The organism is Shinella yambaruensis (assembly GCF_050859155.1).
Lineage (GTDB): Bacteria > Pseudomonadota > Alphaproteobacteria > Rhizobiales > Rhizobiaceae > Shinella > Shinella yambaruensis.
Genome location: NZ_CP150638.1, coordinates 2,391,840 through 2,413,618 on the forward strand (window position 1 = coordinate 2,391,840; position 21,779 = coordinate 2,413,618).

At 59.5% G+C, this 21,779-nt stretch carries 27 protein-coding genes and 1 pseudogene; 22 read left to right on the forward strand and 6 right to left on the reverse strand.

The window, feature by feature from the left end; all coding sequences use genetic code 11:
- Window positions 1–87 precede the first annotated feature (87 nt).
- The 3 genes and pseudogenes from WMC41_RS11795 to WMC41_RS11805 all read right to left on the reverse strand — a co-directional run.
- Entirely contained in the window at window positions 88–957 is an 870-nt protein-coding gene (locus tag WMC41_RS11795) for a hypothetical protein (protein WP_244766682.1), read from the reverse strand.
- 9 nt (window positions 958–966) lie between these two features.
- On the reverse strand, window positions 967–1,155 hold the full coding sequence (locus tag WMC41_RS11800; protein ID WP_244766683.1) for a hypothetical protein: 189 nt from the start codon (window positions 1,153–1,155) through the stop codon (window positions 967–969).
- Between the two features lie 400 nt (window positions 1,156–1,555).
- Window positions 1,556–1,687: pseudogene (locus tag WMC41_RS11805) on the reverse strand (transposase); the annotation flags it as partial.
- Between the two features lie 122 nt (window positions 1,688–1,809).
- Between WMC41_RS11805 and WMC41_RS11810 the strand changes: the two are divergent.
- The 16 genes from WMC41_RS11810 to WMC41_RS11885 all read left to right on the forward strand — a co-directional run bounded on the left by WMC41_RS11810 (window position 1,810) and on the right by WMC41_RS11885 (window position 15,068).
- Window positions 1,810–2,163, forward strand: coding sequence for a transposase (locus WMC41_RS11810; RefSeq protein ID WP_432343354.1), 354 nt, complete (start codon window positions 1,810–1,812; stop codon window positions 2,161–2,163).
- A gap of 511 nt (window positions 2,164–2,674) precedes the next feature.
- Window positions 2,675–3,925, forward strand: a complete 1,251-nt coding sequence (locus WMC41_RS11815) for a tyrosine-type recombinase/integrase (RefSeq protein WP_432343356.1) — start codon at window positions 2,675–2,677, stop codon at window positions 3,923–3,925.
- Window positions 3,925–4,299: a hypothetical protein gene (locus tag WMC41_RS11820; RefSeq protein ID WP_367831124.1), complete on the forward strand. Its 375-nt coding sequence runs from the start codon at window positions 3,925–3,927 to the stop codon at window positions 4,297–4,299. Before WMC41_RS11815 ends, WMC41_RS11820 begins: the two co-directional genes overlap by 1 nt.
- Window positions 4,300–4,377: 78 nt before the next feature.
- Window positions 4,378–4,596, forward strand: a complete 219-nt coding sequence (locus tag WMC41_RS11825; RefSeq protein ID WP_432343359.1) for a helix-turn-helix transcriptional regulator — start codon at window positions 4,378–4,380, stop codon at window positions 4,594–4,596.
- Window positions 4,593–5,369, forward strand: coding sequence for a hypothetical protein (locus tag WMC41_RS11830; RefSeq protein WP_432343361.1), 777 nt, complete (start codon window positions 4,593–4,595; stop codon window positions 5,367–5,369). Before WMC41_RS11825 ends, WMC41_RS11830 begins: the two co-directional genes overlap by 4 nt.
- Before the next feature lie 55 nt (window positions 5,370–5,424).
- Window positions 5,425–5,802, forward strand: coding sequence for a hypothetical protein (locus tag WMC41_RS11835; RefSeq protein WP_432343363.1), 378 nt, complete (start codon window positions 5,425–5,427; stop codon window positions 5,800–5,802).
- Window positions 5,803–5,895: 93 nt separating this feature from the next.
- The gene (locus tag WMC41_RS11840; RefSeq protein ID WP_432343366.1) at window positions 5,896–6,138 is read left to right on the forward strand and encodes a hypothetical protein; all 243 of its coding nucleotides are present in this window, start codon (window positions 5,896–5,898) and stop codon (window positions 6,136–6,138) included.
- Window positions 6,116–8,119 carry an AAA family ATPase gene (locus tag WMC41_RS11845; RefSeq protein WP_432343368.1) on the forward strand — a complete coding sequence of 668 codons (2,004 nt, stop codon included), beginning with the start codon at window positions 6,116–6,118 and terminating at the stop codon, window positions 8,117–8,119. The genes WMC41_RS11840 and WMC41_RS11845 overlap by 23 nt, the downstream gene beginning before the upstream one ends.
- A 273-nt stretch (window positions 8,120–8,392) precedes the next feature.
- On the forward strand, window positions 8,393–8,629 hold the full coding sequence (locus WMC41_RS11850) for a hypothetical protein (RefSeq protein WP_432343370.1): 237 nt from the start codon (window positions 8,393–8,395) through the stop codon (window positions 8,627–8,629).
- Complete coding sequence (locus tag WMC41_RS11855) at window positions 8,626–9,738, forward strand: hypothetical protein (RefSeq protein ID WP_432343373.1); 1,113 nt, start codon at window positions 8,626–8,628, stop codon at window positions 9,736–9,738. Before WMC41_RS11850 ends, WMC41_RS11855 begins: the two co-directional genes overlap by 4 nt.
- 176 nt (window positions 9,739–9,914) lie before the next feature.
- Window positions 9,915–10,268, forward strand: coding sequence for a hypothetical protein (locus WMC41_RS11860; RefSeq protein ID WP_432343375.1), 354 nt, complete (start codon window positions 9,915–9,917; stop codon window positions 10,266–10,268).
- Between the two features lie 10 nt (window positions 10,269–10,278).
- Window positions 10,279–11,208, forward strand: a complete 930-nt coding sequence (locus WMC41_RS11865) for a hypothetical protein (protein ID WP_432343377.1) — start codon at window positions 10,279–10,281, stop codon at window positions 11,206–11,208.
- Window positions 11,195–11,617 carry a hypothetical protein gene (locus WMC41_RS11870; protein WP_432343379.1) on the forward strand — a complete coding sequence of 141 codons (423 nt, stop codon included), beginning with the start codon at window positions 11,195–11,197 and terminating at the stop codon, window positions 11,615–11,617. The genes WMC41_RS11865 and WMC41_RS11870 overlap by 14 nt, the downstream gene beginning before the upstream one ends.
- Window positions 11,618–11,716: 99 nt before the next feature.
- On the forward strand, window positions 11,717–12,241 hold the full coding sequence (locus WMC41_RS11875) for a hypothetical protein (RefSeq protein ID WP_432343381.1): 525 nt from the start codon (window positions 11,717–11,719) through the stop codon (window positions 12,239–12,241).
- A gap of 171 nt (window positions 12,242–12,412) precedes the next feature.
- Complete coding sequence (locus tag WMC41_RS11880; RefSeq protein ID WP_432343383.1) at window positions 12,413–14,623, forward strand: hypothetical protein; 2,211 nt, start codon at window positions 12,413–12,415, stop codon at window positions 14,621–14,623.
- A 16-nt stretch (window positions 14,624–14,639) separates the two neighbouring features.
- Window positions 14,640–15,068, forward strand: a complete 429-nt coding sequence (locus WMC41_RS11885) for a hypothetical protein (RefSeq protein WP_432343385.1) — start codon at window positions 14,640–14,642, stop codon at window positions 15,066–15,068.
- Window positions 15,069–15,083: 15 nt separating this feature from the next.
- Here WMC41_RS11885 and WMC41_RS11890 read toward each other — a convergent pair whose 3' ends face one another.
- Together WMC41_RS11890 and WMC41_RS11895 are read right to left on the reverse strand one after the other, a co-directional pair.
- The gene (locus WMC41_RS11890; RefSeq protein WP_432343387.1) at window positions 15,084–16,022 is read right to left on the reverse strand and encodes a hypothetical protein; all 939 of its coding nucleotides are present in this window, start codon (window positions 16,020–16,022) and stop codon (window positions 15,084–15,086) included.
- A 374-nt stretch (window positions 16,023–16,396) separates the two neighbouring features.
- On the reverse strand, window positions 16,397–16,555 hold the full coding sequence (locus WMC41_RS11895; RefSeq protein ID WP_432343389.1) for a hypothetical protein: 159 nt from the start codon (window positions 16,553–16,555) through the stop codon (window positions 16,397–16,399).
- A gap of 212 nt (window positions 16,556–16,767) precedes the next feature.
- On the opposite strand from WMC41_RS11895, the gene WMC41_RS11900 reads away from it, so the two are divergent.
- Window positions 16,768–16,959, forward strand: a complete 192-nt coding sequence (locus WMC41_RS11900) for a hypothetical protein (RefSeq protein WP_432343391.1) — start codon at window positions 16,768–16,770, stop codon at window positions 16,957–16,959.
- Between the two features lie 117 nt (window positions 16,960–17,076).
- On the opposite strand, the gene WMC41_RS11905 is transcribed toward WMC41_RS11900, so the two are convergent.
- Window positions 17,077–17,292, reverse strand: coding sequence for a hypothetical protein (locus WMC41_RS11905; protein ID WP_432343393.1), 216 nt, complete (start codon window positions 17,290–17,292; stop codon window positions 17,077–17,079).
- Between the two features lie 470 nt (window positions 17,293–17,762).
- On the opposite strand from WMC41_RS11905, the gene WMC41_RS11910 reads away from it, so the two are divergent.
- The 5 genes from WMC41_RS11910 to tnpC all read left to right on the forward strand — a co-directional run bounded on the left by WMC41_RS11910 (window position 17,763) and on the right by tnpC (window position 21,093).
- Window positions 17,763–18,245, forward strand: coding sequence for a Panacea domain-containing protein (locus WMC41_RS11910; RefSeq protein WP_432343395.1), 483 nt, complete (start codon window positions 17,763–17,765; stop codon window positions 18,243–18,245).
- Between the two features lie 86 nt (window positions 18,246–18,331).
- Window positions 18,332–18,631, forward strand: coding sequence for a hypothetical protein (locus WMC41_RS11915; protein ID WP_432343397.1), 300 nt, complete (start codon window positions 18,332–18,334; stop codon window positions 18,629–18,631).
- Window positions 18,632–18,666: 35 nt separating this feature from the next.
- Window positions 18,667–19,107, forward strand: a complete 441-nt coding sequence (gene tnpA, locus WMC41_RS11920; protein ID WP_332909300.1) for an IS66-like element accessory protein TnpA — start codon at window positions 18,667–18,669, stop codon at window positions 19,105–19,107.
- Window positions 19,091–19,444, forward strand: a complete 354-nt coding sequence (tnpB, locus tag WMC41_RS11925) for an IS66 family insertion sequence element accessory protein TnpB (protein ID WP_269832258.1) — start codon at window positions 19,091–19,093, stop codon at window positions 19,442–19,444. Before tnpA ends, tnpB begins: the two co-directional genes overlap by 17 nt.
- Before the next feature lie 41 nt (window positions 19,445–19,485).
- Window positions 19,486–21,093: an IS66 family transposase gene (gene tnpC, locus WMC41_RS11930; RefSeq protein WP_432343401.1), complete on the forward strand. Its 1,608-nt coding sequence runs from the start codon at window positions 19,486–19,488 to the stop codon at window positions 21,091–21,093.
- Window positions 21,094–21,779: the final 686 nt, after the last annotated feature.

Below are 21,779 nucleotides of genomic sequence, written 5' to 3' on the forward strand. Positions count from 1 at the left end.
CTGAAGGCAGCAAGCCGCGTTAAGGTTCACGACCACCATCAGATTTCAGCCTGATGGCGATCGAACCAGATATACGTGCGAGCGATTTTAAATGGGTCGCTCGTCCACTTCAGGACGCGGGCCAATCACGAGGTGACGGATGTGTAAATCAGAAGAGCACCTGATACCCTCCCAGTCACTTGCGTACATGTTCCCGAAGGCGTGATCGCGATCGGCATTTTCATCGAGCCGCTTCAGGATGCTCTCACCTCTTTCCAGATTCTCGTACGCAAACACAAAAGAGGAATACGGCTTATCCTCACCGTTCCTTGTCTGGAACCAAAATCCGATGGCATCAGTGGACGCGAGAGCTTCGCTCAAGATCATCTCCTGAGGTCGGTTCGTCTTGCGGTCGACGGCGGCTCCATGGAACTTCCCGGATGGCTCGGCAAGAGTTTCGGCTTGCTTCTTTCGAATGGCCGCCAAAAGCGGGCTCAGCACATCCGGTGAACTCCCCTCACCCGGCGCGGAGTTAAGTCCGCCTTCCCCTGCAGCGGTTTTCTCGCTGACTGAAGAAACGACAATAGGTAGACTCTGACCGTCGGCAGGATACCAAAGAATAGCATCGACAGCGGCGAGCCCACTTGAGCTGTCGTACCATTCCTTACTTCTAACGAGCTTTTGTTGGACACACCATTTAAGGCTTTCGACGTCATCTTCAGCCGATCCAGTTAAGGTGAAGCCAAATCCACCGCCATTATTCAGCTCTGGATCGTCCCAGTCGAAGATCTCAATTTCATAGCGTAGCGTGGTGATGTCGCCCAAGCGGTTGATGAGGTGGACCAGATATGGCTCGAAACGCGGCCTCATGTCGAATTCAACATGACGCCGTCGTCCCAAGATGATCACGCGCTCGGTATCCTCCCGTTTCAAAGACCGTGCCCCGTCGAGGATCGAGCAACGGTAGTTCTCAATCATATCCAAGAGCTAGCCGTTCGGATGCGACATACGGCCATTCACATAGCCTTGAATCTGATCGTCGATCACTTCGATAGCGACGTCAGGACCGGAGAAGACCAACTGCCCCTCATAATCACGTTCGTTCGTGGCGGGCGCTTCATTGGTCCTGTCCTGATGAAAGTTCGTCATGCAGTACAGGTTCTTGTGATCGTTCATCCTGGCTCCTTATGGGCGCGCGTATTTGTCCTGGCCATGCGGAGCATGACCAAGGGCAAAAGCCGCAGCCTGGCTTATGAAAGAGGCTCGCGTTCGCGTACCCTATAGAAAGGCTTGTCCGAAAAACGATGCCTGACAAGGCCTTTTCAGATTATTTTCATTTTCTCTTCTATTTCTTCCAGCCGGCACAGACAGTTATAAACAACTCCGCCTCATCTCTCAGACGATCGATCTTAATGTCTCCGCAACGTTACTTTCAGGTTGGAATCCAGCCGACGCGACTTCATACCGCTGACAGCGGCATCACAATTTCAGGACGAAGCGGAGGGACGAGCTGATCGTTATTCGAGAGCATGCAGTCTCGATGTTACCGAAAGCGGGCAGCTTCATCTCGATCGCGGCGACGCGCGACGATGCTCACCGTCGCGTCCGACTCGTAGGTTTCCTGGATGATGGCCAGCTTCTCTGCCGCGCTCCAGCGCCGCCGTTCAGGCCCAGAAAGGACCTGCATCTTATGGGTGGTGACAGTCATAGTGCCAACATTACTCCTACCCAGTTAGGCAGTGTAGACGGATTGCCGCATGAAGAGAGGCCAGGACTCCTCTGAAAGGATTTGCCTGTTTCATGGAGAGCCGACTGATTTGGAGGTCGGCGATGTCCACGAAGATGACGGACAAGGATTGGGCGGTGGTGCTGGACGTGTTCCGGGCCTCGCTGCCGCGTCGAGGCGACAAGGGTCGTGACGACCGGCTGTTTCTGGAAGCGATGCACTCGCTCCACAACATCTCTTGGCGGGCGCAGCCGGAGCGGTTCGGCAAATGGAACAGCGTCTGGAAACGCTTCGACAGATTGAGCAAGGTAGGCGTGTTCGAAACCTTCTTCGATCATCTCGCGGCGCTGTTATCCTCGGCGCATCTGATCCAGATGTTCGATAGCACCGTCGTGCGCGCCCATGTCTCTGCAGCGGGCGCAAACCTGCGCAGCCTCTCGACGGCGTGCAGGTGTTGAGATCGGGAAGGCCCTCTTCGGAAGGCGTCATGATTTTTCCGACATGCTTCGCGACGAATCCTTCCTGCATAGGCGTTCGTGCTGCACATGTGATCTGACGGTGATTTGGCTGTGATCTGGAAGTTATCCACAGGAACGTTCATAGACGATTTTGAGGCCGTCAGACGCGCTCTGTGATTGAGCTTTGTGACTTAATCGTGATCTGGGAAAGCTTTTGTGATCTATAGATTGATTAAGGTAATCAGCGTAAACCATTATTCTTGTAGGAATAATGGTGGGTGATCACGGGCTCGAACCGTGGACCCGCTGATTAAGAGTTATCAAAGTCGAATTTCCCTGAACTTCCTCATCTTTGATACTATATTGTTTTTCATAGCATATTCTCTATATTGATTTCCATATGTTTCCGCCAATTTCCGCCTGTTTTACCTCATGGTGGCGACTCGGTGGCGACTCTAACGGGAAATCAGAGGGTCTGCGGTTGCCTACCTTAAAGCTAACCAGGAAAGCGGTGTCGTCGATCGAGACTGGGGACAAGGCGACAATCTACTACGACGCGGAGGTCAAGGGATTTGGCCTGAAGGTTATGCCGAGTGGAGCCCGCTCCTGGATCTTGGAATACCGCCCGGGCGTCGGCGGCCGGTCCGTCTCCAAGAAGCGCATTAAAATCGGCACGCCCACGACGCACTCGCCTGAGGAGGCCCGCGACGAGGCGGCAAAAACCTTGGCGAGGGTCACGCTCGGAGCCGATCCTGCAGCCGCGCGGGCCGAGGAGCGGGCGGCGATGACGGTGAAAGAGGTGGCAGAGAGTTATCTCGACAAGCACGTGGCCGAGAAACGCAAAGGAAACACCGAACGGCTGTATCGATGGGTGCTGAATGATCACATCCTGCCCTCCATCGGCTCGATGCGGGCTTCACAGGTGACGCGTGCCGACGTTACGCGAATGCAGGCGGCTATCACCCGCGGCCGCAAAGACTTACCCAATGGTGGCCGGACAACGGCGAACAGGGCGCTCGCCGTCCTCGGCGCAATGTTCAACTGGGCGGCTGGTGAGGGCTTAGTGCCGGAAGGTTTCAATCCCGTGCCCAAGGTTGAGCGATACAAGGAAAACCAGAAAGAGCGCTTCCTATCCTCGGAAGAGCTTGCGGCGCTCGGCGCGGCCCTGACCGAGGCCGAAACGGTTGGGTTGCCCTACGATGTGGATGAGGCGAAACCAACCGCCAAGCACGCCCCGAAACAGGAAAACCGAGTTACCGTTTTCTCACCCCATGTGACGGGAGCGATCCGGCTGCTTGTCTTGACCGGCTGCCGGCTACGCGAGATCCTAGATCTGCGGTGGACGGACATAGATTTCGAGCGGGGCCTGCTGCTGTTGCCGGACAGCAAGACCGGCAAAAAGGTTATCGTTCTCTCGACGGCCGCAATCGACGTGCTGACCACCCTCCCCCGTGTCGGTAGATACGTCGTAGCCAGTTCCAGTGCCGGAGCCGAGAACGAGCGCCCGAGGCACGATTTGAAAAAGCCATGGGATGCAGTCCGCGCCCGCGCAGGATTAGAGGGGGTTCGGCTTCATGATCTACGCCATTCCTTTGCGAGCGTTGGCGCCGGCAGTGGCTTGGGGCTCCCCATCCTTGGTAAATTGCTGGGGCATAGCCAGGCCGCGACCACCGCTCGGTATGCGCACTTGGACGCCGATCCTGTTCGCCGTGCCGCGGATGTCATCGCAGATCGGATCGCTACCGCCATGGGAGGGAAGTGATGGCGCGCCTCCCCGACGGTTTCAGTCTTCAGGCGCTGCCCATTGAGGCGGCACTGTCCGAAGGGCGCACGGAAGATGCGAAGACCGCTATTGTTGCGTTGCTCAAGGCAGGAACGGCCGACAAGGTAGTCCAGAGGCTCGCGGCCGAAATGATCAAGCCCCCAAAGCGGAAAAGGGGCAGGCAGAAGGCGCATACTAGGTACTGGTTCGATATCGGGGAAGAGTTTCATTCTCTACGGGGGCGCGGGGAAAAATATGAGGACGTGCTCCTGCTGCTTTCAAAGAAATTCTGCCATTCGGAATCGCACATCCGAAAGGCCGTCGCGGAGTACAATGAGGCAAAGGCGGCGGCCGACGAAGCTTCCCGCGAATAAATCCCATTTGTTCGGCCTAAAAAGGCACCGGCAGTTCAATCATATTCACGGCATCACTAACCTTGAAGAGGAGATGCCATGACAAATATCCGAACGAAACAGGCCGCAGCCCATCTCGGGCTTTCGAAATCCACGCTCGATAAGCTTCGCTGCTTCGGCGGTGGTCCACGGTTCTACAAGTTGGGGCGCGCCGTCATATATGATGTCGCCGATCTCGACGCCTGGAAGGCTGAACGTGCGCGCACGAGTACGTGGCAGCCGGCCAATGATAACGGCAAGCTGCGAGGTGCAGCATGAGCCGGCTGCATTCCATCTTTTCTTGGCGCATAGCCAGCCCGCAGCAGCGATCGGACTGGTTCTGGAAGTTCGCCGTTGCCGAGATCATAGCGCACCGCCGCTACCTTATCGAAGAAGGCTTGCATCATGGTGACGATCAACCCCACGACTTCGAGCTGAAGGCGATCGACAGTTTCTGCGACACTGTCATCCAGGGCGAAAAGGACGATGACGAAGCGGTCGAGGCCGCGGTTCATCTCATATACTCGCTGGCGAATGCCACGCGGGGGCGCGTTCCCGCTGCACTGCTTTATAACCATGGACCCGGCTCACGGGTTCGGGCAGCCCTTCTTAAGGGGGCGTGGCTAGACGGGAAATCTGGGTCCATTCTGGCCCTAAACGGAGGGAGCCTGACCTCCATCATCTCCTACTTCCAGGAGGTGGAGCGCGCCGACCTTATGGAGCCGGAGGAGATCGAAACGCTGTCGAGCTTGAGCGAGACGGTCCGCATCTTCCGCGGCGCCAAGATGAAGGACTCCGTCAAGAGCACATCATTCGCCCTATCGTGGAGCCGCGACTATCCAACCGCTCGACGCTTCGCCCTCCATGGCCACGGAAGCGGTGAAGGTGTCGTGCTTACTGCCGAGATACCGCGTGATGCGATCCTCGCGTTGTGGGAAGCGTCCGGTGCCGAGCCGGAGGTCGTCGTGAACCCGCGCAGGCTGCGCAGGGTGCAGATCGCCGAGCGCATCGACAAGGCGGAAGAAATGGCCGCTTGGGGCATAGCCGCCTAGCACACCCACATTCCCAACATCATTTCGACCGCCTCGCCGGCGGCAAGGGGGATTTATGACCAACGAAAACAATCTTACCGATCTCACCGAATGGTATCCGCGCGCACTTGCTGATCGCTCCGTCTGCGAGTGGCCTCCGATTCCGACCGTCGAGAGCCTGTCATACTGGCTCTGTGAAGCGATCAAAACCGGCGACAAATACCGAGACGATACTAAATACCGGAAGATAATCGATACGGCCGCATATTGCCTAGACGAGGTCCCCACGGACATTGCCGAGAACGCCCTCTATCGACTTTCGGTCATCCATAGGACCGACCCGAGCGCGTGGCAAGGCACCTTCAATCAATTGGCAAGTATCCTCTGGCGTCCGCCAGTAAGGGAACACGAGGTCCGGTTGGCGCTGATGGCCATGCTTCAAAAAGCCGCCTAATCCCACGACCCGCACCACCATCACCCCACCGACCCCAGTCGGCGGGCCGCGCCTTCGTGCGCCTATAAGGAGGAAACATTGGAAGTCTTGTCCATGAAACGGCTCGACGGGCCGGGTAACACGCTGGCGGTCGCCTGTGTCCAGGTGACCCCAGAGATCCGCGTCAACGGTCTGCGCCTCGTGCGCGCTGGCAACGGCGATCTACGTGTCTACTCGCCAAATGCAGGTGGTCTGTCCGTGCTGAGCTTTGCCCCAGCGGCCGTCGCCGAACTTAAGTCCATCATTATCGATGCCTACTGGAGCGAGACCGCCCGTGACCGCAGCCACGCAGCCTGATCCCGTATACCTCGATCCGCATGCCGTCGCGAAAGCGATCGGCGGCAAGGTTATTGCTGGAACCAGCAGGGTCGTCGCCCATGCTCCTGGTCACAAGAAGGGCTCGCCCGAGATTTCCATCACGGTCGATCCTTCCGCGCCTCGCGGATTGCTAGTGAATTGCTTCAGCGGCGAGGATCCCGTCGCGATGAAAGACTGGGTGCTCGCTCGGTGCGGCGAGCCAGCCTTTACGCCCGGTCAGAAAGCAGAGGCGCCTGCCGCCCATACTGGTCTCCCGAAATCCAAGGATACCCCAAAGGCATTCTACGACGGACACCTGACGCGGCAGGGGTATTCCGCCGTGGCAGAATACGACTATGCGACTCCAGATGGCGAGGTTCTGTTTCAGGTCATTCGATATCAGGGAGACGGTCTAGACAAGACCTTCCTACAGCGCCAGCCCGATGGCAAGGGAGGTTGGCTCTCAGGGCGCCCCGATCCCATCATCTATAGGTGGCCGGAAATCGCCTCTCGACCTGGCGAGCCGGTGTATGTCGTTGAGGGTGAAAAGGACGCCGACATCCTCACGGGCGTCGGGCTGCTCGCCACGACGGCGCCCAATGGCTCGTGGCCGACAGACCTATCCCCCCTGAAAGGTCGAACGGTCTTCGTCATTCCCGACAACGATGCCCCCGGTGCGGAGAAGGCCGACAAGGTGATCGCGCTCCTGCAGGGCGTCGCACCGGTCAAGCGTGTGGTGCTTCCCGGCGCTCCAGAGAAGGGCGACGTCACGGATTGGCTTGCGGCAGGCAACACGGTCGAACAGCTACAGGCTCTGGCCAAGGCGGCGATGCCAGCCCCGGCTAACGACAACCGTCCTGCCGGTCCAGAGTTGATCCACAGCGGCGATTTCGTTCGCGGATTCGTGCCACCGGATTACGCTGTCGACGGCATAATGCAGTCCGGGTTCCTGTACTCGCTCACCGGCCAGACCGGGTCCGGCAAGACGGCGGTGGCGCTGCTGCTCGCCCTCTGCACCGCGCTCGGATCGCCGTTTGCGGGGCGTGAGACCAAGGGTGGGCGGGTGTTTTATTTCGCCGGCGAGAACCCCGACGACGTCACCATGAGGTGGATTGGCCTCCTTCACGAACATGCTCTGGATGCGGACGATCTCGATGTGCACTTCATCCGTGGCGTGTTCTCCGTGGCCGAGTTCCTGGGCCATATCGCCGAGCGAGCCCGCGACCTCGGCGGCGTTGACCTGATCATCGTTGATACCACCGCCGCCTATTTCACCGGCTCGGACGAGAACTCGAACGTGGAGATGGGCAACTATGCCCGCCAGCTCCGGGAACTTGCCAAGATGGAATGGCGCCCGGCCGTGTTGGCGGCCAGCCATCCCGTCAAGAATGCTGGCGCCGATAACCTGCTCCCACGAGGCGGTGGTGCCTTCCTGAATGAGGTCGATGGCAACCTCACCCTGGCGAAGAGAGGAGAGATGTCGGTGCTGCATTGGCAAGGAAAACATCGTGGCCCCGACTTCCTGCCGCTGACCTTCGACCTCAAGACGATCAACGCGCCGGCCCTGGTGGACAGCAAGGGGCGGCCGATCCCGACCGTCATGGCGGCACCAGTCGGCGACGATGAAGTGGCGCAGCGTGCCGATTCCGACAACGGCGACGACAAGGTGATGCTCCTCGCCATCCGGCAGAACGGCAATCGGTCTCTGCGGGACCTTGCTGAATTCCATGGCTGGACGAACACAAAGGGGGAGCCCGACAAGAAGCGGGCGCAGAACTCCACGGATCGGCTGAAGCGAGCACAGTACGTCCTGTACGAACTTCAGCAGTGGAAGCTGACGAAGAAGGGCGAGGAAGCAGCCTCGTCTGCGGCTGCCGATATCCATGAGCAGCGAAAGTGGGCCACCGTCGTCCAGGGTATGGCCGAGAAGGCTGGTCGAAAACAACGCCGTACTGGCGAAGATCGTACCGTGAGGGAGTAAGGGTGGTACGGTGCTCAAAAATACATCGCAGTATCAATGGCTTAACGTCGTACCAAGCCGAATTCGTAGCAAAGCCAAACCAAACTACTTGGACAGAGGGGGGACTTCGTCCCCTCCTGTCCAATGGTCGAAAGAATACCGTACCGTACTAGTCTCCTCTCTAGGGGGGCGGTTTTCATGGTACGGCAGTGATTACGAAGAAATATCAAATAGATACGCCGTACCGCATCTGATTTTTGTCGGTACGGGGTACGGATATAAAGGAGGAACAGAATGTCGATTTCGTACCTGCCCGCTCAGCCCGGCTTCATGGCCATCTGGAAATCGGAAGGGAAGAAGTTCTGGGCGCCGGTCATCGGATGGCAGATCGTCGAAGGACAGGAAGTGTTTCCCCTCGTGGCTGGAGAGCAGCCGGACGATATCGTTGGATACGAAACCGAGCGCGGCGCGATTTTCGGCCTGAACGTCGGTCGCCCGTACCCTGATTTCGTGCCTGGGGAAGCAGCATGATCACCATCGGCAACATCAAGTTCGCATCCAGCGCCACCCACAGCGGTGAACCGTGGCACGGCTGGCCGATCTCGAAGACCCTTCAGCCCTACCGTCCCAAGCCGGCCAACGACAACAAACCTGAGCGCTTCCGCGGCGGATATCCGGCCCTCTCATGGCTTGCCGAGGAGAACCCCGAAGCCGTGGTGGCCATCGCCACGATCATGGGCGACTTCCGTCCCGTCTATCGGGACAAGGACGATAGAGGTGACGACCTGGACAGCAGCGACGATCGCATGCGCGTCCATCCCGATATCGACGACCTTGTGGATGCCGCCAACGACGGACGGGCCATCGTCCCCAAGGGCAGGATGGCTGCTCGCACCGGCGCGTTACGGGCGGGCTTCCCGGCAGCGGAGAAGCAGTACCGCGTCGGTGACACCCGCTACCGTCTGGGCCGCGCCGTGTTCAACGTGGACTCCTCAGAGGCGCAGCAGGGCCTGCTAACGTACTGGCTCGACAAGAAGGGCGTCGTACAGCTTCCGCGTGAACAGAGTTCCCAGCGGAAGGGCAGCGGAATTCCCATCGTCTGGGCCGTCGAGCGCTACATGCGCCAGTGGAGCGACCGCCCCCGCAATGATCGTGATACGGTCATGGAGAAGCTGTACGAGGCCGAATGCCTGGCGTTCCACCTTCGCCGCCGCGGCACGCCGATGCCAGCACAGGTGTACCCTCCAGTCGGCCATTCTCGCGTGGAGATCCCGGAAGAGAAGGCGAAGCTCCGCGCCTGGTTGGCGGAGCAGACGGCCGGCCACCCTATCACCCGTTGCCCAGATGACGTTGCCCGCTCTACCACTTGGTTCGGGCGCGTCGGCGGAAACAAGCAGGGGCTTTCCGTTCCCGAAATCTGGCGTGAAGCGGAGGCCGCCCCAGACCTGCGGGATGACGTCTTGCTGACCATCGAAACCATGCTCGCTCGCGGCGACCTGTCCGACGTCGCGGAAGCGCACAAGGTCGACACGACGCGGCCGGATCGTGCGGGCAAGCGGCTCGTGCGAGCAGCCGGAAAGGCCGCCTTGGCCCTGATGCCGGCGAACGACAACAAAAAATCGAGAAAAGTTGCGGCGTAGAGTCCATTTCGCGGCGTCCCGTCCGCTCTCTATTTGAAGAGATAATTCCCCCTTCGCGGTTCTGGACGTCCCGCGAACTCCTGGCCGTCCGCCTGCACTTGGCCGCAGGCGGACGGTCATTTTTTTATCACCTCAATCGTGACGCCAATCGTCCGTCACCACGAAAGGAGGCCATCTTGACCTTCGCCACCAGCGACCTTGCAGGCCTCCTCGGCCTGTCGGAGGCCGCCATCCGCCAATGGCTGTGCCGTGCGCCAACGTTTCATATCGGGGCGGTTCGCGGTCACGCGCGCATCTACAACCGCGTAGAGGCCCTCTGCATCGCCGTCGCCGCCGAACTCTTCCGCCATCGTCTCGGTCGGCCGCACGAGGTTCTACCCATCGCCCGCCAGATCGCTGCGTCAGGCGCCGACGCAATCTGGGTACATCGGCCCACCGGCGGCCCGATCACCACCACCACCGACCAACCCGCCGGTACAGCCGTCCACCTTCCGCTCGCGGAACTGCGACGCCGGCTCGTGAAACATTGAAAGGAACACCATGGGAAAATTGATCAACAAGATACTCGGCAAGCAGTCGTCCAGCGACCTGGCCGCCGCAATCACCAAAGCGCAGGCCGAGCTAGAGGCCGCGGAAGCCGCGGTCGCTGATGCCGAAGCGCAATACGACGCCAACCTGCTGACCGCCGACAAGAAGTCCTTGCGCGCTTTCCTGGATGCGAAGACCGAGGCCAACATCGATGTGGATCAGGCACGCGCTCGCATCCAGCGTCTCGAGCGGGACCACGAAGCGGCACTCGAATCCGAAGCCGAGTCCGAACGCCAGGTCGCCTACGATCGCGCGAAGGAACTGACCGCCACGGCCCGCAAGAAACTCGGAGACTACGAAAAGGCCGCCCTACAGATCCGCGACGTTCTGCGCTCGATCGCCGAAGCAGACATGGCTGTCGAGCTGGCCAACGAGAGCCTGCCGGCCGGTGCCTCCCGCCTGGATAAGGCAGAAGACGTTCGCAGCACGCGACAACTGTATCGCGAAGACGTGAAGCAGGAATTCGTTGAACTCTGGGCAGGCATAGGCGACCAGCGCACGCCGATTCCGGATCACATGCAGCGTCAGGTCACCCCGGACGCAAGGCCACGCGCCGGCGTTGCCTCGAATGGGGAAGTTGCCTTCACCGGCCGGGTGCGCGCCGATGGCGGTGGCGTGCTGGAGGTCGTCAAGCGGCGGTTCATTCGAACCAAATATCTGCCCGACCGCAGCGGCTGGCATGCGCCAAGTCTCGCTGCTTCCGTTGAACTCCCCCCATTGGACGCCGGGTCGTCGCCGTTCTGGTCGGCAGTTTCGTATCCGCCGCATTCCGTTCTGGCGGCTCTCGATAAGCCGCTGCTGCCACGGCCGGCCGCGGGTGAGCGCACTCCGGAATACTCATACTCGCTCGCCCCCAAGGAGACCGCCGATGTCGCAGGATGATCGCCGTAAGGAAATGATCGCCGCGGCAGCCGTGGCTATGGCTCAGCGAAACGTGGCAATCGCCAAGGCGCGCTACGGATATCAGCCGCCCGAACGGCACGCCGCTCCGGTCGCATCGGCGCCTGCGCCAGTCACGGCGCGGAATGATGTGCTTGTAAAAGAAGCAGCGCGTCGCCGTGCCGAACGAGAGGCCGCGGAGGCGGCCGAGGTCAAGGCGACAATGGCGCGGGTGGTTGCCCGCCTGAACGGCAAAGAGGTCAAGGACCCCAGCCGCTTGTCCCACGGCTGGGGCAAAGTCGTTGCCGATTTCAACAAGCGCGGCGGCGCCGTCGCCACCGAGGAGAAGCCGGCGGAACTGAGCGGGTGGTCGAAGGTCATTGCTCAGATGAATGCCAGGCGCGGCCGGTAGGCCCCCCCAGGTCAAGGATCGTGTCCTTATCCAGACCAGATGCGGACACGCAGCCGCCCCGATTCCGCGAAAATGTAGTTTGAAAAGGTGTCCGCGGACATGGCCATTGGCATATCGATACGCGAGTTCGCGCGCCGGGCCGGATGCGACGACAAGGTCGTACGCCGGAAGGTGAAAACCAAGCATATTCATCTACTTAAGGACGGAACAATTGACCCGGCATACCTTGACGTAAACTGGAGGTCTGGTGACCTGTTACCACTGTCCGCACAGGGTCACATTGCGGTCCGTGATGCGGACACCAATGGACCACTTGTGGCTGCTTTGGGCCTGATGTCCGCAGACGGAGAGGAGCTCTGGTCGAAAGCCGACGCTGAGAAGGTCAAGGAGAATTTCAATGCCCGTCTGAAGCAGATCGAATTCGAACGAGAAAGCACTCAAGTCGTAACTATCGACGACGCTATCGCGCACCTGCGAAGCGAGTGCGGCATCGTCCGTGAGCGGTGCCGTTCTATTGGAGACGATGTGGCGCCGCGCCTCTTCGGCATGATGTCGGCCGCCGAAGTCAAGGCGGCGATCGACGCCGCCGTTGTCGCGGCGTTGGCCGACCTGGCGACGGCCTGAGCCCACACCCACCAAAATCCCCACCATCGCCCGGCCGTTGCGCCGGGCTTTTCTTTTCCGGAGAATTTATGAATCAACACCTCCCCACCCGCGCCGACCAGCTGCCTGTTGCCGACAGCGTCGAAGACCTCGAGGTCTTTGGCCTTAAGGGAGGCATGGTACACCGCCTGCGTGAAGGTGGTTTTCAGTCTTACGTCAATGACGAGACGGGTTGCGCCTTTTCTGGATCTTCTGGCGCAGAAACCGAATGCCGATGCGCTGGCAGACGTAGCGACGTCGGGGAGCTATGGCGATCTGCAGGACAAGCCTGAGCTTGGTTCGGCGGCTGCCGCAGAAACGACGGACTTTGCGACGGCGGCAGAAGGTGCGCTTGCAGATACCGCTTTGCAGCCGACGACGGGTGTCGTGCGCCTGCCGACGTTTGCCTATGCGTCCATCGCGAGCGGCCTCACCGACGTTCAGCGCGTGTTCGTCGAAGACCGGCGTGCGCATTTCGCCCGCGTCGATAGCGAGCCCGCGCACGACGTGGCATTCGAAAACGAGGGCTGGTGGGCGCTCGACGAGTTGACTGTGACGCCGTTCATGGCCGGAGCGGCCGGCGACGGCGTCACCGACGACACCAACGCGGTCAAGGCCATCGTCGGCTTTGCCTATCTCCTTGGCGCTACGATATATTGGCCAGATGCCAACTTCTTGACGACGGAGAGCATCCCGAATTTCCACGACGTCAAGAATACCGGCCCCGGCCGCATCCTGCGCGGGGACGACGTGTGGTACATCACGCCGTCCGTGACGGCGCAGATCAACCGGCTCTATGTCGATGGTGCGACCGGCAACGACGCCAGCGACGGGCTGAGCGCCGACTGCGCACTGGCAACCGGTCAGGCCGCGGCCGATCACCTCGCCCGCAAGGTCCCGCTCAGCAACGGCACCTATGAGATCAAGATCGCCGCTGGGCAATATGCCCGCATCCGCCTGCCGGATGAGGGCTTGGCCTCCCGCAATCCTATCCGGATCATCGGCGCGCCTGTCGCGGTTGCGGCGGGCTTCGATATCGGCTTCCTCGCCAGCGATCTGGTCGGGACCTTTGCGCCATCGGAAACCGTGACGTGCAGTGGCGGCGCCGTGTTGACCGTCCTGTCCGTGATGGGACGTCTCGTCATCGCGCGCATCGAGAGCGGGGTGCCGGCTATCGGCGAGACGGTGGCCGGCGGCACATCGGGCGCGACAGCGCTCCTCGACTACGTCTCGCCCCGGCCGCGCACCCTTATCAAGGAGGGCGCGACGCAAACGGCATTCGGGCTGCGCCTCGCCGAGGGCACGAAGGTCTGGCTGGAAGACATCCAGTTCGAGGACTTCAACGGCTCGATCTCCTCCTCGGGCATCTATGCGGCGGACAGGTGCTATGTCGGCGGGCGGAACGTGTGGATCGAGGATTGCTATATCGGCGTGGCGGGCCTCGGGACATCCGTGCTCGACTTCGACGGCGGCATCTTCAACGACTTCGGTTATCTCAATAGCGTGACCCTCGGCGGTTATGGGGTACGGGCGCATTTCCACACCCCGTACGTCTTCGGCTCGCAGAATGCCGGCACTCGGGCCGGCGGGCCGCTGCTCATCAACGGCTATATCGCCGCCTTTGGTCAGGAACACACCAACGGCCATCTCGACTGGTGCCTGATCGAGGATTGCGCGACGGCCATTCGCCTGAACATCAATTCGCGCCTTAACACGGATGGCTCCCGCGTCCGACGCTGCGGCACGGTGTTCTGGGCCACCAACGGCACCTCGATCACACCCGGCGCGAATTTCGAGCTGGGAACCGGAGCAGACGAAAACTACCGAGCCTACTGGTCTGGAGGCGGCAGCGCGTCCGGGGACCTCTTCTCCGAGTTTTCTGTGGCCTACGCGGCGAGTGACCGATGCATCATGCGGCGCGGCGGCAACCCGCTGCAGACAATCGCCACCACCGCACCCAATACGATCTACTCGCTCACGGCGCTCGCAAACATCTTCCGCGATCTCTATGTCAGCAACATGCCGGCCAAGGCGGTGCGGTTTGAGGTCTATGCCCGGCTCAACGGCGCCAATTCGAACAAGCGCTTCCATTTGCGCCTGGGCGGCACGCCGCTCGCCAGCCTGACGTTCAGCGCGTCGGATACGGGCGACTGCCGTGTCACGGCCGGGATCACGTTTGCCGGGCCGGGCCAGCAGATGGCTTACATCGAGGGAATTCGCCATCAGGGCGGTATCCGCAACGGCATCGGCCCTGGCTCCAATGCCATGACGTCGAACACTGCCGTGTCCATCACCGCCAGCGTGGACAACACATCGGACAGTATCGAGATCCTGGGGTACGCGTTTCATGCGTCCGGAGCCTGAGAGGGAGGGCAGAAACATGCGGGCAGCGATCGCAATCAACAACACCATCATCGACATATTCGAGGCGCCTGACCTCGCCACCGCCGAGGCGCTCTATCCGGACGCCGAGGTGGTGGACGCGGACGCGACCGGCGTCGATTTCGGCTGGGTCCTTAATGGCGACACGTGGGGCCCGCCCGCCGTTCCCGCGTCGGTGCCTGCTGTCCTGACCCACTACCAATTCATCGATCTGGTTCAGACAGCAGGGGATATGAGCCGCGAAACGACCGCTGCCGCAAAGCGCGATCCAAGGCTGGCGACGTTCTGGGACGAGTTCGAGATCGCGATCTCGATCGAGCGGGATCTACCGATCACGGTACAGGGCCTCGCCGCTCTGGTGGAGACGGGATATCTCACAGAGGCCGGGCGAGAGGTGATCGTCGAGCAGTGGCCGATGGTGGGCTGACGGGCGATGAGAGTTTCACTCTTCCTCGCGACAGTAATTGTAACCCTCTACATTTTTGTCGGGCCACGCATAGGCGAACTCGCTTTCCCCGTTGGGATTTATGAAGTAGCAGAACCCCGCTATGTATCTCCTCTTCATGGCATCTCGATACCGGACAAAACCCAGGAAGAAGATGAGGCGTGGAGCTACTCCTTCAAAGGCGGGGAGTTGCCTGTCATCCGCCCAGATCGGTTCCGTCTCACTTTGTGGTGCAACCCAGCGGGACAGCGGCTTGATCTTGCCCGATGCAATGTTCTCCTCAGTGACAGGGGGCGGGAAACTACCGTCCGTACCGACCCATATCCGAGCAACGTCAACGATCTCTGCGGGCGATCTTCCCATGTTCACTATGCGGAACTTGACTGGCCGCTTCTTGAAACCATTGCTGTCAAACTCAACCAATCCTTCCGGCATGCGAATCCCGAGCAGTGGGGTCTCAAGGGCCCTGGTGAGGTCGTTCATGCCGACAGCGGCTCTGGTGGTTTCCTTGGCTTCATCGATCATGTCGGCCGCGTAGTCGGCGGCACGGCGGGTATGCTTGAGGGTGCACGCCACCAAGATAACGCCGACACCGGTGACCATAAGACTAAGGAACGTGACAACCAACGTTCCCATGGCCCAAGAGGCTACATCCTCCTGAGCCTTCAAATTTCGCTCGGAGCGCTCGGGCTCACGGGCGGTGTCTATGGCGTTTTTGTAGCATGCGACCAGTTCCTGTCTGGTAAGGCCGTCGACGCAGTGCTGCTGAAAGGTCTGATGGGCTTCGCTGCGCTGAGCTTTGGCAGCTTCCTGCTGATATACGGCGTGGTATTTTTCGGTCGACACTAACCAGAACAGGGTTGGAATAATCAGTCCGAAGCCGACACAGACGACTATCCACGGCGCAGCGATGTCGTAGCGGTTTCTAAAAGACATTGGAAAAGAAGTGCCGTCGTGAAGTTGTCCCTTTACAGCAATTCCGCACGTTTGACGGCATCTCGTCAACGCTTAATCGCGCTTGTCGTTCGGTCGCCACCTTCCGATGATGGCGTTATTCCAGTCCTATTTGTTTAGCGGACTGCGCGGCAGGCGCTCCGCCCTCATCCAGTCAGGCCAATAGCCGAGATATTCGATGGTCACGATGAGGGCGGCGATGGCAACAGCGATCGCCATAACGTAGACATGCTGGCGCGAGGGCGGGTGGCGAAGCCAGTATGCCATCCTCAATGCAAGCCGCGCGAACAGGTCCATGTTTGAGGTCTAGCCCGAACGGGCCGGAAAGCAAACATGCAGCGCTGCCACGGCGATGCTCAGAACTCGAATTTGTGCGTTTGAGGCTTTTGCTCAGCTTCGAAATGCCTGTCCCATGGATTGAAGAAATAGACATCGCCATCCTCGCCGACAGCCGACGGCTTTGAAGTGCGTTCGTTCTTGTCCGCGTCACGAGCCTTGTTTGTGCGATCTTCCATGGGCCTCTCCTTTCGTTAGCAGCTTATGAAGCATGCCGAAGAAGAGAATGCAACTCAGGATACCTAAAACAAAAAGACCCGGCCAAGCGCCCTATCGCCCAACCGGGTCCCGCCGGAAGGACTTTGGGGGAACACCCGGCAACGCCTTTGTACCGCGCCGTGGTCTGAAATTCCATCGCCCCGCTCACCACCCCACATCAAAGGACCTGACCATGAGCCAAAGCGCATTCTATGCGCTCGGGACGGACATCATATGGCTGCTTGACGGCAACGGCACGCCGATCGACTTCGGCGCGCCATATGCGCCGGACGCTGGCGTCGACGACAACTCATCCGACGAGCAAGAGCCCGCCGGCCCTACGGCTGACGCCGGCAACACCACGGCAACCCCTACAACGCCCTGAAAACGGGCTTTTGCAGGGCAACTGTTGCCGAGCTTTTTATGTCTATACCTAGACGAGCGCCGGGATGTCCGACCCGCATCGGCTGTTTTTCCGCTGGAAAGGGACCCATGGTGGGGGCTACCACTCGTGATCCGGATCGATCATGAAGACAGGGACGGCTGCCCGATCCCCGGACGCTGCGACGAACAGCTCGATGCACCGTTGCCGCTCTTCTACTATGGCATCCATGATCATTTTCACGGGGTCCTTCTGGCCTGCGGCCAGATGCCGGGCGGCGATCGACCAGGCGATGCGCTCTGTACTGGAATTGAAGACACTCGTCCGCGCTCCCATGGTGCGCCTCCTGCATTAACAATAAGCGCGCACATTCCACACGTACCCTTGCGCGAGCGTTACTCAGCAACAGGAAGCAATGATTAAAATCACACACATGAATCCGTCCCGCGGTCGGATTTCCTGCACCTTCACCGCAGAGATCGGCAACCTGACCTTGCCCGGCTGCGCGCTCATTCGGCGTGGCGATGGCTACACCCTGTCCGTGCCGCGGATGGGCGCTCCAGGCGAGACACGGCCGGCGCCCCTGTCTGCGGTGATGGAGGCGGAACTGCTGAGGGTGGCGGTGGAAATGCTCCGCGGCTATCAGGAACAAACTGACGCTAAAAGGACTTAACTACCGACACGGCAGGGCAAAATTGCGCGTTACGAGCACGAAGCAGCGAGTGCTCGTAACGCGTTGATGGCGAATCGTCAATATGATAATGTGCGTTGTGTTCACAACAACTGTGGACAGAGAGTGAAAACCCATGGCCAACATACACCACGTAGCAGACTACATCATCTTCAAACTTCGCACGGGCGGAGTGTTTGTGAACGTTCTAAAGCTTCACAAGTTGATGTACTATGCGCAGGCTTGGCATCTCGCCTTCGGTCGAGGCCAACTTTTTGCAGGTCGCTTTCAAGCTTGGGTGCACGGACCTGTAAGCCGGGAGCTGTATGATCGCTTTAAGGACTATAAGTCCATGTACTCGACGGTAGAGTTGAGCGATTTGTTAGCCGATTTCAATCCTGCAAACCCGGCAGCGCACGAAAGAGCGCATATCGATGCCGTGCTTGAGGTATATGGGGACTATACTGGCGATCAACTGGAAGAGATGACCCATCGCGAAGCGCCCTGGCTCGAGGCCAGATCTGGTCTTTCTCCCACAGAGAGATCGGAAGCTCTCCTATCAGAAGAAACGATGGGCAGATTCTACGCGGCACGTCTTCAGCCCGCACCGGCACAATGAAGCCAGTCCTTGAAGGTGTCGTTCATGAGCGAGCTACGCGGCCCAATGCTGGGTATGTACCTCCTAAGCAGCGCTGGACGTTTTCGATGCGTTTCTGGCGGCAAGCTGAATTATTTGGAATAGGCGATCAGGATTCTCGCTGGTTTGTACCTGTCTGCGAGAGGCTGGCAGCGCTTTGTGCCTATGACCTTGATAGCTTCTTCAAAGACCTCGGCACGAGGTCTAGTTTCCGATTTCATGAGATTGATTGGAAAGGGAAAAAGGTACCTGTTGACCGGAAGTTCTTCGACTGGGTCGCAAAGGAATACCTAGATAACGAACAGGATTTTCCGTTCTTCCAATGTAAGCGCACAATTCGGGGCACCTGTTCATTGAAAATCGAATGAAGGATTCTGTGTCCACAACGGAGACTGTGGACATAATGGCATTGGATATCTTGACTGGATCGGGGCCCCTTCGGGCTGTGAAGGTTCTTTCCAACGGGAAGCGACGGTTCGATCCCATCGAGAAAGACCGGCTGATCGACGCTGCAATGAAGCCCGGGGTATCAGTCGCCCGCCTGGCACTGGCGCACGGCGTCAACGCCAATCAGTTACGCAATTGGGTGAAGCTTCGCCGAGATCGGCAGGCAGAGGGTGCTTTGACGGTTGTTGCGGGGGAGGAAACATCGGCTTTTGTTCCGGTGGTTTCAGCGTCGCCGATTGCGCGGCAGCCCGACATGCCGGCTCGTCCATCATCGGCAGGAATGCGACTGACGGCGTCTCTGCCGAACGGTGTGCGGCTTGAGCTTGAAGATGCGGATGAGAAGGCCTTGTCCGCGATGATCGAAGTTCTGGGGCGTTGCAATGTTCCGGCTGGCTGACGATCTTCGCGTCTATCTTCACCGGGACCCGATCGACTTTCGTGCGGGGATCAACAGCTTGGCGATCGTAGTCGAGCAGTCGATGGGCTTGAGCCCGTTCGAGCGTGCTGTGTTCGTCTTTTGCAACCGTCGGCGCACCCGGATGAAGCTCCTGTTCTTCGAGCGGTCAGGGTTTGTGCTCGTTTTGAAAGCCTTGTCCGAAGACCGGTTTCGCTGGCCCCGCCGCGAGGCGCCGGTCGTGACGCTCGATACCGAACAGTTGCGCTGGTTGCTTGACGGCATCGATCTTGACGCGATGGTGCGCCATCCTGTCCGGCAGTATGAGTTTGTCGGCTGAAGGCTGTTGACGGAGCGGGGCGGCTCAGATTCAAAGCTACGATGACACGAGCCGGCACTCCTGATGTTGCGGAACTGATGGCGCTTCTGGCGGCGAATGCTGCGGAGAACGCCGCGCTGCGGGCTGAAAGGGATGCTCTTGCACAGCGTGTCTTCAAGCTCGAGGAAGAACTGGCGCTTGCACAACTTCATCGTTTTGCGCCGCGCAGCGAAAAGCATATGGATCGCGTCTTCAATGAAGCCGAGAACGCCGCTCTGGAGGCCGATGCGGATGAGGGCTTGGCCGATTGTGACGAGACAGACGCCACTGAGCTTCCCGACACGGGATTGCCAGAGGTGGAAAAGCCCGAAGGCGTCAAGCGCGGGCGTAAACCTCTTCCGGCAAACTTGCCCCGCCAACGCGTTGAATATGACCTTGCCGACGATCAGAAGACCTGTCCGTGCTGCCGCCATCCGTTGCATCGCATGGGCGAACTCGTCACCGAGCAGCTGCATATCGAGGTGAAGGCGACCGTGTTGCAGAATGCCCGGGCGAAGTATGCTTGCCGCAACTGCGAGCGCACCGGGATCAGCACGCCTGTCATCATCGCGCCGATGCCTGCACAGCCCTTGCCGGGCAGTATTGCCACGGCCTCGACGCTGGCCTTCGCGCTGGTTCACAAATATGTCGACGGGACACCTCTCTATCGCCTGGCGCAGGCCTTCGAGCGTGCTGGCGTTCCTGTCAGCCGTGGCGCCCTCGGCCATTGGGTGATCGGTTCGAGCGAAAAGCACCTCGTTCGCATCTACGATGCACTGAAACAGCGGCTCTTGTCGCAGAGCGTCATCCATGGTGACGAGACCACGGTGCAGGTGCTGAAGGAAAAGGGCAGGAAAGCAACGGACGAGTCCTACATCTGGGCCTATCGCAGCGGGCAGGACAGCCTCGAGCCGGTTGTGCTGCTCGAATATCAGCCCGGTCGTGGGCAGGTGCATCCGCAGACTTTCCTTGGTGACTATCGCGGCATCCTGATGAGCGACGGCTATCAGGCCTGGCGCACCCTGAAGGGCGCAACGCATGTCGGATGCATGGCGCACGCCAGGCGACGCTTCGTCAACGCCTTTAAGGCCGGGAAGAAACAAAGCGGGCGGCCCGCGCAGGCATTGAAGTTCTTCGACCAGCTCTACCGGATTGAAAGGCAGGTGCGGGACGAAAAGCCCGATGATGGCGAAACGCGGGCCGATTGCATCCGACGCTTGCGCCAGAAACACAGCGTTCCGGTCCTGGATGCCCTGAAGGAGTGGCTCGACAGGATGGTTCCCAAGGTCGTGCCCGACACCAAGCTCGGCGATGCGATCTCCTATACGCGAAACCAGTGGGAATATCTGACCCGCTACACCGAAGACGGCAGGATGCCGATCGACAACAATTTATTGGAACGCGACATAAGAGTTTTTGCAACCGGAAGAAAATCCTGGCTCTTCTGTGACACCGTCGATGGGGCCAAGGCAAGCGCCGTCATCTACAGCCTTATGCTGACCTGTCGCGCCTGTGGCGTCGAGCCATTCGCCTGGTTGCGACACGTCTTCACCGAAATGCCGCAGCGTCCAGACGGCGCCGACATCAACGACCTCCTGCCATTCAACTTCGCAAAAACCGCACCTGACTGATCAAGGCCCATCGGCAAAAGCCGATCACCCTCATAGCGGCCAAGTCAACGCGCAGGGAAATGCGCGCTTACCTTCCAATTTCATGTCTCGAAGGCGCTTGGACGGGTTGTGGGTTTTTTCGATGAGGGAAAAGTATTTAACGTGGTAGCGTTTGACCCGCAGCACAATCTTCAGCCATCAAAGTACAATGACTACAAGATACGCCCAACAACATTGGGGTGCTGTCATTATACTTACTTGGCCACTGCTGCCCACCAATATGTTTCTACATGCTCATCACCTAGCTGCACCATGGCGCATGGAATAAAGGCTGCGATTGACGACGCCGTTAAAGTTCAAAGCGGCGGAGCGGTCGTTTGTCGATTGTCCGACGATCACTACGGCAGATTTGTATCTCTGCGAGAGGCCGGGTACGCATCCGATCTCGCCGAGATACTGGAGATGGGAATTACGGTCTACGAAGAAAGTAAGTGAAGCCTAATGCAGCTTCAGCGTCAAACACTCAAGGTAAATGAAAGCAGACATCACGGCTTGAGGCTATCGCCGGCTCAGTCTCCATCGCACGGCCGTTCATAGCGGGGCCTCCACCCACGGGCGTACCCCTTAGAGACCAGCACTGAGGCCGTGTAGAGTTGATCCCGAAGGAAATCCGCATCGGCCAGCAATTCGCGCACAGCGGCCCTCGC

Coding starts and splice junctions, on each gene's coding strand:
- WMC41_RS11850 (WP_432343370.1), top strand. CDS start 8,393: ATGTCGATTTCGTACCTGCCCGCTCAGCCCGGCTTCATGGCCATCTGG.
- WMC41_RS11910 (WP_432343395.1), top strand. CDS start 17,763: ATGGCCAACATACACCACGTAGCAGACTACATCATCTTCAAACTTCGC.
- WMC41_RS11830 (WP_432343361.1), top strand. CDS start 4,593: ATGAGCCGGCTGCATTCCATCTTTTCTTGGCGCATAGCCAGCCCGCAG.
- WMC41_RS11895 (WP_432343389.1), bottom strand. CDS start 16,555: ATGGAAGATCGCACAAACAAGGCTCGTGACGCGGACAAGAACGAACGC.
- tnpB (WP_269832258.1), top strand. CDS start 19,091: ATGTTCCGGCTGGCTGACGATCTTCGCGTCTATCTTCACCGGGACCCG.
- WMC41_RS11825 (WP_432343359.1), top strand. CDS start 4,378: ATGACAAATATCCGAACGAAACAGGCCGCAGCCCATCTCGGGCTTTCG.
- WMC41_RS11840 (WP_432343366.1), top strand. CDS start 5,896: ATGAAACGGCTCGACGGGCCGGGTAACACGCTGGCGGTCGCCTGTGTC.
- WMC41_RS11835 (WP_432343363.1), top strand. CDS start 5,425: ATGACCAACGAAAACAATCTTACCGATCTCACCGAATGGTATCCGCGC.
- WMC41_RS11890 (WP_432343387.1), bottom strand. CDS start 16,022: ATGTCTTTTAGAAACCGCTACGACATCGCTGCGCCGTGGATAGTCGTC.
- tnpA (WP_332909300.1), top strand. CDS start 18,667: ATGGCATTGGATATCTTGACTGGATCGGGGCCCCTTCGGGCTGTGAAG.
- WMC41_RS11915 (WP_432343397.1), top strand. CDS start 18,332: ATGCGTTTCTGGCGGCAAGCTGAATTATTTGGAATAGGCGATCAGGAT.
- WMC41_RS11800 (WP_244766683.1), bottom strand. CDS start 1,155: ATGAACGATCACAAGAACCTGTACTGCATGACGAACTTTCATCAGGAC.
- WMC41_RS11865 (WP_432343377.1), top strand. CDS start 10,279: ATGGGAAAATTGATCAACAAGATACTCGGCAAGCAGTCGTCCAGCGAC.
- WMC41_RS11855 (WP_432343373.1), top strand. CDS start 8,626: ATGATCACCATCGGCAACATCAAGTTCGCATCCAGCGCCACCCACAGC.
- WMC41_RS11900 (WP_432343391.1), top strand. CDS start 16,768: ATGAGCCAAAGCGCATTCTATGCGCTCGGGACGGACATCATATGGCTG.
- WMC41_RS11810 (WP_432343354.1), top strand. CDS start 1,810: ATGTCCACGAAGATGACGGACAAGGATTGGGCGGTGGTGCTGGACGTG.
- WMC41_RS11875 (WP_432343381.1), top strand. CDS start 11,717: ATGGCCATTGGCATATCGATACGCGAGTTCGCGCGCCGGGCCGGATGC.
- WMC41_RS11820 (WP_367831124.1), top strand. CDS start 3,925: ATGGCGCGCCTCCCCGACGGTTTCAGTCTTCAGGCGCTGCCCATTGAG.
- WMC41_RS11795 (WP_244766682.1), bottom strand. CDS start 957: ATGATTGAGAACTACCGTTGCTCGATCCTCGACGGGGCACGGTCTTTG.
- WMC41_RS11885 (WP_432343385.1), top strand. CDS start 14,640: ATGCGGGCAGCGATCGCAATCAACAACACCATCATCGACATATTCGAG.
- WMC41_RS11905 (WP_432343393.1), bottom strand. CDS start 17,292: ATGGGAGCGCGGACGAGTGTCTTCAATTCCAGTACAGAGCGCATCGCC.
- tnpC (WP_432343401.1), top strand. CDS start 19,486: ATGACACGAGCCGGCACTCCTGATGTTGCGGAACTGATGGCGCTTCTG.
- WMC41_RS11870 (WP_432343379.1), top strand. CDS start 11,195: ATGTCGCAGGATGATCGCCGTAAGGAAATGATCGCCGCGGCAGCCGTG.